Annotated in this window: 8 protein-coding genes; 5 read left to right on the top strand and 3 right to left on the bottom strand. The window is 72.7% G+C overall.

The genetic code is table 11. The features are described 5' to 3' along the window. The 3 genes from GRC12_RS37015 to dmpI form a co-directional block, all read left to right on the top strand. Positions 1–286, top strand: a 286-nt coding sequence (locus GRC12_RS37015) for a DNA glycosylase AlkZ-like family protein (RefSeq protein WP_208784518.1), incomplete at its 5' end; no start/stop codon positions are given. A 183-nt stretch (positions 287–469) separates the two neighbouring features. Then, on the top strand, positions 470–1336 hold the full coding sequence (locus GRC12_RS37010) for a LysR family transcriptional regulator (RefSeq protein WP_208784517.1): 867 nt from the start codon (positions 470–472) through the stop codon (positions 1334–1336). Positions 1337–1428: 92 nt separating this feature from the next. Then, complete coding sequence (gene dmpI, locus GRC12_RS37005; RefSeq protein WP_208784516.1) at positions 1429–1611, top strand: 4-oxalocrotonate tautomerase DmpI; 183 nt, start codon at positions 1429–1431, stop codon at positions 1609–1611. A 94-nt stretch (positions 1612–1705) separates the two neighbouring features. On the opposite strand, the gene GRC12_RS37000 is transcribed toward dmpI, so the two are convergent. From GRC12_RS37000 to GRC12_RS36990, 3 genes are all read right to left on the bottom strand, one after another. Beyond that, the gene (locus GRC12_RS37000) at positions 1706–2497 is read right to left on the bottom strand and encodes a S1 family peptidase (RefSeq protein WP_208784515.1); all 792 of its coding nucleotides are present in this window, start codon (positions 2495–2497) and stop codon (positions 1706–1708) included. 204 nt (positions 2498–2701) lie between these two features. Then, entirely contained in the window at positions 2702–5503 is a 2802-nt protein-coding gene (locus GRC12_RS36995) for a helix-turn-helix transcriptional regulator (RefSeq protein ID WP_208784513.1), read from the bottom strand. A 162-nt stretch (positions 5504–5665) separates the two neighbouring features. Next, positions 5666–6502, bottom strand: a complete 837-nt coding sequence (locus GRC12_RS36990) for a response regulator transcription factor (RefSeq protein WP_208784512.1) — start codon at positions 6500–6502, stop codon at positions 5666–5668. Positions 6503–6617: 115 nt separating this feature from the next. Between GRC12_RS36990 and GRC12_RS36985 the strand changes: the two genes are divergently transcribed. Continuing rightward, positions 6618–8291, top strand: coding sequence for an AMP-binding protein (locus tag GRC12_RS36985; RefSeq protein WP_208784511.1), 1674 nt, complete (start codon positions 6618–6620; stop codon positions 8289–8291). After that, positions 8288–9880, top strand: a complete 1593-nt coding sequence (locus GRC12_RS36980; protein ID WP_208784510.1) for an AMP-binding protein — start codon at positions 8288–8290, stop codon at positions 9878–9880. The genes GRC12_RS36985 and GRC12_RS36980 overlap by 4 nt, the downstream gene beginning before the upstream one ends. Positions 9881–9923 lie beyond the last annotated feature (43 nt).

Raw genomic sequence — 9923 nt, 5'->3', positions numbered from 1 at the left:
CCCCGAGTTCGACAACCTGCTCCTCTCCCACGCCGACCGCACCCGGGTGGTGCCGCCCGAGTACTGGGGCCGCAGCTGGGTGGGGAACCTGGTGCACTGCACGTTCCTCGTCGACGGCTTCCTGGCCGGCGTGTGGAAGCTGGAGCGGGACACCCTCGTCATCGAACCCTTCGGCAGCCTCACCAGGGCTCAGCGGGCGGAGCTCACGGCGGAGGGGGAGCGCATGCTCGGCGTCCTGTACCCGGACACGCCGTACGACATCCGGTTCGGGACCGTGATCGCGTGAGCCTCGGTCGGCTCGCCCGGTCACGGCCGGACAGGAGCCGAAGACATCGCCGAGGGCGGTGGCCACGGCGGTACGGCGGCCGTGGGCGAGCGCCCGCCCGATGAGGAACAGCACGCCGGGCCCGGGATCACGATCGCCGCACAGGGAAACAAGCCCCACGGCCCCCGCTCTAGAGTCGGGTCCATGGAACTGCGGCAGCTCACCTACTTCGTCACCGTCGCCGAGGAGCTGCACTTCGGGCGGGCGGCCGAGCGGCTGCACATCGTGCAGTCGGCGGTGAGTATGCAGATACAGCGCCTGGAGCGGGAACTGGGCGCCGAACTGTTCGACCGGAGCCCGCGCCGGGTGCGGCTCACGGCGGCGGGGGAGCGGCTGCTGCCCGAGGCGCGCACGGTGCTGGCCGCCGCCGAGAGGGCCCGCGCCGCCGTCGCCCCGCCGCCCGGCCTGCGGATCGGCACCAGCACGGGCCTGGGCGCGCACCTCGACCGCGTGCTCGCCGCCTTCGCCCGCAGGGCGCCGGACGTCCCCGTCGAGCTCTTCTCGCTCCCGGCCGCCGAACGCCTGGAACGGGTCGCGCGCGGCCAGTTGGACGCCGCGTTCGTACGGGCCGCCGAGCCCCGGCAGGGCGTCCACGTGCTGCCGCTGTGGCCCGATCCCCTGGTCGCCGCCCTCCCCGCCGCGCATCCGCTCGCCGGGCGTGAGGAGATCGGCGTCGAGGAACTGGCGGAGCTGCCCCTGAGCCTGACCGAGCGGCGCAACAACCCCGCCCTGGTCGACCTGGTGGTCGGCGCCTGCCACGAGGCCGGCTTCACACCGCTGCCCGGGCCGGCCGGCGGCTCCCTCCAGGACACCCTCGCCACCATCGGCACCCGCCCGTTGTGGACGGTCGTGTACGCCTCCCACGCGCGCGTGCTGCACAGCCCGCGCGTGGCCTTCGTACCGTTCCGCCCGCCCGGCCTCGCTCTGTCGACGGGACTCGCCGTACCGGCCGCCGCCGACCCCCCGCACCTGGACACCCTGCTCCTGGCCTGCGGCGATCACGAGAACTGATCGCTGCGGTCGCGGTCTGCTCCTTGGTCGCGGACGCCGGAGGCGATGGACTGGACTCACCCGGGAACGACACAGAACAAGGGAGTTCAGCCATGCCGATCGTCACCATCCAGCAGGGCCCGCGCGACACCGAGCTCAAGCGGGACCTCGTCAAGCGCGTCACCGACGCCTTCGTGGACGCCTACCGGATCCCGGCCGAGACCGTGCAGGTGTGGATCCACGAGGTCCCCGCGGACAGCTGGGGCGCCGCGGGGAAGCTCACCGCCGACAAGTAGCGTCCACGTGGATAGGGGGCGCTGCGAGCTGCTCGTGGTAGCTCGCAACGCCCCCTGGTCGTACTCCTGAGCGGTGCTCAGGAAGTTCTCGGGGCTATGAGTTGACCTGCGCGGTCACCAGGCTGGAGAAGGTGGTCAGCCGGGTGTAGACACCCGGGTACCCCGCTTCCGCGCAGCCCTCGCCCCAAGAAGTGATCCCTGCCAGGACGCCCCCGATGAGCAGGGGACCGCCGCTGTCGCCCTGGCAGGTGTCTGTGCCGCCGGAGGTGTATCCGGCGCAAACCATGTCGGACTGGACGTAGTCCGAACCGTAGGAGCTCCGGCAGCTGGAGTCGGACACGATCGGGACGGTCGCGGTCCGCAGCTGGTTGGAGGAGCTGCCGTTCTCCGAGGTGGTACCCCAGCCCAGGATGCGCGCGGTGGTGCCGGCCGCGTACACGCCCGTGTCCGAGGAGGAGACGTACTTCGCCGTGGTGTACGGCATCGACGTCGACAGGGTCAGCACGGCCACGTCGTCGCCGTTGGTGGCGTCGGTGTAGGACGGGTTGATCCAGATCTTGCTGACCTTGCTGACGGTGCCGTTGGTGCCGTTGAGGTAGGTGCGGCCGCCGACGACGCGGACGCTGCTCGTGGTCTCGCCCACCATGCAGTGGGCGGCCGTCACGACCTTGGTGGCCGAGACGAGGGTGCCGCCGCAGAACTGGTTCTGCGAGGCGTCCGTGATCTGCATGACGAACGGGTAGGCCGTGGTGGTGGTCGTGGTGCCCCCGACGATCGGCTGGGGCGCGGCTGCCGCCGAAGGTGCGCCGAGAGCTGCGGTGGTGACCGCCGCGGCGCCCGCCGCGAGGACCGCGGCGGTCTTTCTGGCACGGGTGAGCCCGAACATGAGTCTCCTGTGGGGGTTGCCGGTGGGGGATCGCGCGGGTGTGGGGGTTGGTGCACGGGGGTCGCGGGACCGACCCCCGTATGCCCGGGCGAGCGGCACGCCCTTACGCTAGAACCCGGCGCACCCTCACCCCAATGAGGGAACCCCCTAGGGGAGTTGGGCAGGGAAAACCCTCGGTCGACCCCTAGTAAACCCGGACAAACCTCACTTCGTACGGCGCCCCGCCGCCAGTCGGACGATATCCACCCGAGAGCGGATGCCGAGCTTGCGGTAGACCCGGGTGAGGGTCGCCTCGACCGTCTTGACGCTGATGAACAGACGCGCGGCGATCTCGCGGTTGGTCGCGCCCTCCATGACGAGCGCGGCGACCTGACGCTCCATCGAGGCGAGGCCCTCCAGGCCCTCTGACGCGGCGACGGGCGGATTCGGTTCCACCGGGTTCGCCGCGGCCGCCGCCTCCACCTGCCGCAGCCACGGCAGCGCCCGGCACCGGCGGAAGAGCCGGGCCGCCTCGTCGTACGACGTGGGTCCCGCGCGGCGGGTGCGCAGGGAGGCCAGCGCGAAGGCGGCCCGTGCCTCCTCCAGGCCGTATCCGAGCTTGGCGAGCCGGTCCTGAGCCTGGGTCAGCTGGGCGAGCGCGGCCTCGTGTTCGCCGCGCGCGGCCCGCACCAGGGCCTCGGCCCGGTCCAGGACCGCCAGGACGCTCTCCCGGCCGAGCCGCAGCGCGTGCTCGCGCGCCCCGGCGACCAGTTCGCGCGCCTCGTCGACCTCGCCGATGCGCACCAGGGCCTCGGCGAGGTCGCCGTGCCAGCGGCCGCGGGCGGGGTCGGTGATGCCGAGCCCGTGCTCCAGCTCCCGCACCCGGCGCAGCGAACGCACCGCGCCCTCGGCGTCCTGGGCGACCAGCTGGGCGTGCCCGAGTGCGGTCAGCCCCCTGGAGACGTACATCTGGTCGCCCGCCTGCTCGGCCTGCTCCAGGGCCTCGCTGGCCAGGGCCAGCGCACGGTCGGCGTCGCCGCCGGAGGCCTCGGCGAGGGAGTTGAGCACCGCGGAGGGGATCTCGCCGATGCCGGAGTCGCGGGCCAGCCGCATGCTCTCCCGGGCCAGGTCCAGGGCGCGTCCGCAGTGCCCGGAGCGCAGCTCGGTCTCGGCGAGCATGCGGACGAAATGCACCTCGCTCTCGACCATGCCGCGCTGCCGTGCCCGGCGCAGCAGCACGGTGACGGTGGAGCGGGCCTCGGGCACCTGGTCGCTCATGACCAGCCAGCGGAAGCGGGCGGAGCCCGCGCCGTTGTGGTGGCAGGCGACCTGCGGGTCCTGGGGTTCCTTCATGGCGCGCTTGATGGTGGCGGGCGCGTCCGGATGGCCCATCAGGGTCTCGGTCTCGCCCTGGAAGGCGAGCGCGAGCAGTTCGGTGCGCCGGTCCCCGGCCCGCGCGGCCAGCTCCGCCGCGTGCGCCGCCTCCTCCCGGCCGGTGGCGAAGTCGCCCTCCACGACCAGCCCCCGCCAGGCCAGCTGGTAGTGGACCAGGGCGAGCAGCCCCGGGTCGGAGCCGGCGTCGGCGAGCGCCTGCGGGTAGACGGTGTCGACGTCGCCGAGCGCCTGCCCGGCCGACTCGATCACCACCATCCAGGCCCGTACCCGGTCGGCGGGCGCGGTGGCCCGGGTCAGCACGTCCCGCGCGATGTCCCGGGCGAGATCCACCTCGCCGGCGATGATCGCGTCCTCGGCTGCCTGCAGCCTGCGCTCGTCCGGGCCGGGATCGCCGTCGGCCGGGGTGTGCCGGGCGGCCAGCAGGCCCAGTGCGGCGGCCGCGGAGGGAGCGCCGCGGTCCCGGGCCAGCGCGGCGGCCTCCGCGAGCCGGGCCGCCGCCTCCGGGTCGGCGCCGGTGGTCGCGAGCGCCAGATGCCGGGCCCGCTCGATCGGGTCCGAGGCCGCCGTCGACAGCGCGGCGTGCGCGGCCCGCCGCTCCTGCGCGGGCGCCTCCGCGTACAGCGCGGCGGAGATCAGCGGGTGCGCGAACCGTACGGCGGGACCCTCGGGCTCCGTCGCCAGCAGCCCCAGCTCGGCCGCCTGGGCTGTCTCGGCCTCGGCGTTCTCCCGGCCGGCCGCGTGCAGCAGGGCCAGGGTGGGGCGGGCGCCGGCGCTGGCCACCAGGAGGGTGCGGCGGGCGTCGTCGGAGAGCATCTCCAGACGGCTGAGGACCAGCGCGCGCAGCGAGGTGGGCACCGGCAGCGGCTCGCCCGGCCGGGGCGGGGTCGGGTTCTCCGCCAGGGCGCGGCCCAGTTCGAGCGCGAAGAGCGGGTTGCCGCCGCTGGTGCGGTGGATGTCTCGGACCGTGGAGCGGGGCAGGCCGGTGTAGCCGCGGTGGTCGAGCAGGGCGGAGACCTGGGTGCGGGAGAGGGCGCCGAGCCGCACGGCGAGGGTGTCCGGCGGTGAGGCGCGCAGGAAGCGGTCGTACTCCTGGCCCTCGGTGCGCACCGCGCACAGCATCCGCACCGGGGTGTCGCCGAGGCGGCGGGCGGCGAAGCCGAGGAGTTCGGCGCTGGCGGAGTCCAGCCACTGCAGGTCGTCGGCGACGATCAGGACGGGTCCCTCGGCGGCCAGGGTGCGCAGGACGGAGAGCACGGCCAGGCGCAGGGCGAGGCCGTCGCGCTGGAGGGTGGACTCGCCGCGGCCGGTGAGCGCCGACTCCAGCGCCGTGCGCTGGGCGGGCGGCAGCGCGTCGGAGACCTTGTCGAGGACCAGGCCGAGCAGGTCCGCGAGGGCCAGGAAGGGGAGATGGGATTCGGACTCGGTCGCCGAGCAGCGCAACACGGTCGTGGCCGCCGTCCCATATTCGGATGCCAATGCCCGCAGGACGGTCGACTTTCCTATTCCGGCGGGACCGTGAAGCAGCACACTGCCGCCGCGGGCGAGCTGCTCGCGCGCCGCGCCGAACGGCTCCTCCCTGCCGATGACCAGGTCGGGGCGGCTTCTGGCAGGCTCCTTGAAGTCCCGTCGCACGGTTACCGCTCCCCTCCGGGTGTCGTGTCCGGACCAAATTCTAGGCAACGTCTCTTTGAAATTCGGACGGACCTGGTGGTGAGGGACATAACAAGGGTGCAGCATACGGAAATTCAAAGCATCGCGTAATGAATAGCCGCTTGTCGAGACGGTTGCCGCGGGCTACGGCAGCAGCCCCGCCCGGCGGGCCGCCGCGACCGCCTCCCCCCGGGTGTGCGCCCCCAGCTTGCGCATCGCCGAGCGCAGATAGCTCTTCACCGTCTCCGGCCGCAGTCCCAGCCGCTCGGACGCGACGGCGTTCGTCACCCCGGCCGCGAGACAGGCGAGGACGTCCAGTTCACGGGGGGCCAGCCGGACCTCCGGCCGCGACGTCTCCGGCGTCAGCAGCGCGCACGCGTCCAGCAGCTCCTCCCGCAGCACCGGGTCCGCGAGCCGCGGGGCCAGGGCGCGCAGCGCCGCGTGCGCTTCCCGGACCTGCTCCCAGGCCGCACTCGGGGGCGGCTCGGCGGCGGGCGGCGCACCGGCGGCCGCCGCGACGAGCTCGCGCACCTCCTCCCGCACGACCAGCGTCTGCTCCACGTCCCGGGCCGCCTCCATCGCCGCGTCCAGCGTGCGGTCGCCGAGCGGCTGGGCCGTGCGCAGAGCGCCGTACAGCACACCGCGCACCCGGCGCCGCACCACCACCGGGACCGCCAGCACCGAGCGCAGGCCCTCGGCGGCGACGGGAACGTCGTACTCGTGGCTGATCTGCCGCGACGAGGAGTAGTCCGTCACGGCGCAGGGGCGGGCGAGGGCGACCGCCCGGCCGCCGAGTCCGTTGCCGGAGCTCACCGGCAGGCCGCTCAGCGCGCTCGTGGCGGCGCCGCTGAGTTCGCTGATGCGCACGTGCCGGCGCCCGGGCTCCACCAGCCCGCCGAAGGCGACCGGGAGCCCGGTCGTGCGCCGCAGCCGCACCAGCGCGTTCCGTATCTCGACCGCCCCGCCCGCGTCCGCCGTCACCCGCTCGCCCTTTCTGTGCGGCGCACACCCCCGTACGGGGGTAGTGAGACCTGCACCACGGATTACACGATGGCAGAGAGCCGCCCGGCAATGGTCCGGTCAGAGGAGGAACACGATGACGACGGCCACGGAGGAGTTCCGGAGGGCGCGGGACTTCCTGCTCGCCCACCGTGAGGACTACGCGAAGGCATACGAGGGGTTCGGCTGGCCCCGGCCGGAGCGCTTCAACTGGGCGCTCGACTGGTTCGACGTCATCGCCGACGGCAACGACCGGCCCGCCCTGCACATCGTCGAGGAGGACGGCACCGAGGTCCGGCTCTCCTTCGCGGAGCTGTCCGACCGCTCGGACCGGGTGGCCAACTGGCTGCGCGACCGCGGGGTCGCCGCCGAGGACCGCGTCCTCGTCATGCTCGGCAACCAGGTCGAGCTGTGGGAGACGGCCCTGGCCGCGATGAAGCTGCGGGCCGTGGTCATCCCGGCCACCCCGCTGCTCGGCCCCGCCGACCTGCGCGACCGCGTGGACCGGGGCCGGGTCAAGCATGTGATCGTACGGGCGGAGGACACCGCCAAGTTCGACGACGTGCCCGGCGCCTACACCCGCATCTCCGTCGGCGGACTGCCCGAGGAGGGCTGGGAGCCGTACGAGGACGCGTACGCCGCCCCGGCCGAATTCCTGCCCGACGGGCCCACCCTCGCCGACGACCCACTGATGCTGTACTTCACCTCGGGCACGACCGCGCGCCCCAAGCTGGTCGAGCACACCCACACCTCGTACCCGATCGGCCACCTGGCCACCATGTACTGGATCGGCCTCAGGCCCGGGGACGTGCATCTCAACATCTCCTCGCCCGGCTGGGCCAAGCACGCCTGGTCCAACCTCTTCGCCCCGTGGAACGCGGAGGCGACCGTCTTCATCCACAACTACACGCGCTTCGACCCGGCGCGGCTGATGGCCGAGATGGACCGCGCGGGCGTCACCACCTTCTGCGCCCCGCCGACCGTGTGGCGCATGCTCATCCAGGCCGACCTCACCCAGCTGCGCACCCGGCCGCGCGAGGTCGTGGCCGCGGGGGAGCCGCTGAACCCCGAGGTCATCGAGCAGGTCCGGCGCTCCTGGGGCGTCACCGTCCGGGACGGCTTCGGACAGACCGAGACGGCCGTGCAGGTCGCCAACAGCCCCGGCCAGCGGCTGAAGACCGGCTCGATGGGCCGGCCGAGCCCGGGCTACAAGGTCGAGCTCCTGGACCCGGTGACCGGCGCGCCCGGTGCCACGGAGGGCGAGATCGCCCTGGACCTGTCCGCCCGGCCCGTCGGCCTGATGACCGGCTACCACGGCGACCCGGACCGCACGGCCGAGGCGATGGCCGGCGGCTACTACCGGACCGGTGACGTCGCCTCGCGCGACGAGGACGGATACCTCACCTACATCGGCCGCAGCGACGACGTCTTCAAGGCCTCCGACTACAAGATCAGCCCCTTCGAGCTGGAGAGCGCGCTGCTGGAGCACGAGGCGGTGGCCGAGGCGGCCGTCGTCCCCGCCCCCGACGAGCTGCGCCTGGCCGTGCCCAAGGCGTATGTCGTGCTCGCCGAGGGCTGGCAGCCGGGCCCCGACACCGCGAAGGTGCTCTTCGAGCACTCCCGCGAGGTCCTCGCCCCCTACAAGCGCATCCGCCGTCTGGAGTTCGCGCCCCTGCCCAAGACCGTCTCCGGCAAGATCCGCCGCATCGAGCTGCGCGAGGCCACGGCGGCCGGGTCGGACGCCGAGTACCGCGAGGAGGACTTCCGGTGACCGCGCACCTGTCGTACACGCACGGGACGGGAACCACCGCCCTGCTCGGTGACACCATCGGCGCCAACCTGGACCGGGCCGTGGCGAGCTGGCCGGACCGCGAGGCGCTCGTCGACGTGCCCTCCGGGCGGCGCTGGACCTACGCCGAATTCGCCGCCGACGTGGACGAGTTGGCGCAGGCCCTGATGGCAAGCGGGGTCGTCAAGGGCGACCGGGTGGGCATCTGGGCGGTCAACTGCCCCGAGTGGGTGCTGGTCCAGTACGCCACCGCCCGCGTCGGCGCCGTCATGGTGAACATCAACCCCGCCTACCGGACGCACGAGGTGGAGTTCGTCCTGAACCAGTCCGGTGTCTCCCTGCTGTTCGCCTCCATCAGCCACAAGAGCAGCGACTACCGGGCGATGGTCGAGGAAGTGCGGGGAAGGTGCCCGCAGTTGCGGGAGACGGTCTACATCGGCGACCCGAGCTGGGACGCGTTCCGGCGGCGGGCCACCGACGACGCCACGTACGCGGAACTGTCCTGCGACGACCCCATCAACATCCAGTACACCTCGGGCACCACCGGCTTCCCGAAGGGCGCCACCCTCTCCCACCACAACATCCTCAACAACGGTTACTTCGTGGGCGAGTTGATCGCCTACACCGAGCAGGACCGGATCTGCATCCCGGTGCCCTTCTACCACTGCTTCGGCATGGTGATGGGCAACCTGGCCGCCACCTCGCACGGCGCCTGCATGGTCATCCCCGCCCCGTCCTTCGATCCGAGGGCGACCCTGGAGGCGGTCCAGCAGGAGCGCTGCACCTCCCTCTACGGCGTCCCGACCATGTTCATCGCGGAGCTGAACCTCCCCGACTTCGCGGGCTACGACCTCACCTCCCTGCGCACCGGCATCATGGCGGGCTCGCCCTGTCCGGTGGAGGTGATGAAGCGGGTGGTCGCCGAGATGCACATGGAGCAGGTCTCCATCTGCTACGGCATGACGGAGACCTCCCCGGTCTCGCTGCAGACCAGGATGGACGACGACCTGGAACACCGCACGGGCACGGTCGGCCGCGTCCTGCCGCACATCGAGGTGAAGATCGTCGACCCGGCGACGGGCGTGACCCGGCCCCGGGGCACCGCGGGCGAGTTGTGCACCCGCGGCTACAGCGTGATGCTCGGCTACTGGAACGAGCCCGAGAAGACCGCCGAGGCCGTCGACCCCGGCCGCTGGATGCACACCGGCGACCTGGCGACGATGCGCGAGGACGGCTACGTCGAGATCGTCGGCCGCATCAAGGACATGGTCATCCGGGGCGGCGAGAACATCTACCCGCGCGAGATCGAGGAGTTCCTCTACGGCCACCCGAAGATCCAGGACGTCCAGGTCGTCGGCGTGCCGCACGAGACGTACGGCGAGGAGGTCCTGGCCTGCGTCATCCCCCGCGACCCCGCCGACCCGCCGACGCTTCAGGAGGTACGCGCCTTCTGCGAGGGCCGGCTGGCGCACTACAAGGTGCCCAGCAGGCTGCAGATCCTGGACTCCTTCCCGATGACGGTGTCGGGGAAGGTGCGGAAGGTGGAGCTGCGGGAGAAGTACGGCGTCTGAGGACGTCCTGCCAGGGGCGGCACCGGGACCCGGGTCCCGGTGC

The sequence above is a fragment of the Streptomyces griseorubiginosus genome (assembly GCF_017614965.1).
Classification (GTDB): Bacteria; Actinomycetota; Actinomycetes; order Streptomycetales; family Streptomycetaceae; genus Streptomyces; species Streptomyces griseorubiginosus_B.
This window is presented reverse-complemented; position numbering and strand designations above follow the sequence as displayed.

What these genes read in the sequence shown, in the direction of transcription:
- GRC12_RS37010 (WP_208784517.1), top strand. Translation starts at nt 470, where the DNA reads ATGGAACTGCGGCAGCTCACCTACTTCGTCACCGTCGCCGAGGAGCTG.
- dmpI (WP_208784516.1), top strand. Translation starts at nt 1,429, where the DNA reads ATGCCGATCGTCACCATCCAGCAGGGCCCGCGCGACACCGAGCTCAAG.
- GRC12_RS37000 (WP_208784515.1), bottom strand. Translation starts at nt 2,497, where the DNA reads ATGTTCGGGCTCACCCGTGCCAGAAAGACCGCCGCGGTCCTCGCGGCG.
- GRC12_RS36985 (WP_208784511.1), top strand. Translation starts at nt 6,618, where the DNA reads ATGACGACGGCCACGGAGGAGTTCCGGAGGGCGCGGGACTTCCTGCTC.